This window comes from Micromonospora deserti, from assembly GCF_003236335.1.
Lineage (GTDB): Bacteria > Actinomycetota > Actinomycetes > Mycobacteriales > Micromonosporaceae > Micromonospora > Micromonospora deserti.
This window is the reverse complement of record NZ_POUB01000561.1, coordinates 1-464: the sequence shown is the minus strand read 5'-3', so window position 1 is coordinate 464 and position 464 is coordinate 1. Positions and strand designations below refer to the sequence as shown.

Genomic DNA, 464 nt, shown 5'->3' with positions numbered 1-464 from the left:
GTGAGATTAAGACCAATATTGGTAGTGGATTAGATGGTGATTACCGCAAAGATTTAAATGGTAATTTCATAATAATTAAAGCTAATGAAGGTGGTTTAAAAAAGGATGTTACTACATTAAAAAATGATATTGATACCTTAAAAAAAGACCACAAAACTATCTTAGAGAAATTAGAAGATGTTAAAAAGCTTGAGAAAGCTAATGCTGATAGGTTAGACCAGCAACATTTGAACATGGAACAATTAGTTACGATTTTACATGATAATTTCGAAGTTTCGATTGGTTGGGATGGCGACAATATAGTTTTAGAAAGAGTGGTATGAGATGGCAGCATTAATTACGTTAGATACACAAAAACAACAAAATGGTGTTAGTGAAGCGTTCAATATTCAAGAACTTTTCAATGCCCGTGTTGGTGATGAACAAGTTCCGTTCCCAGTTAAATTCTTAGAACGAGGTAAAGC

The 464-nt window shown here is 32.8% G+C and carries 1 protein-coding gene; it reads left to right on the top strand.

The annotated features are described in order from the left end of the window. Window positions 1–323: hypothetical protein (locus tag C1I99_RS33060; RefSeq protein ID WP_199562477.1), on the top strand; the 323-nt coding region annotated here is incomplete at its 5' end. Window positions 324–464: the final 141 nt, after the last annotated feature.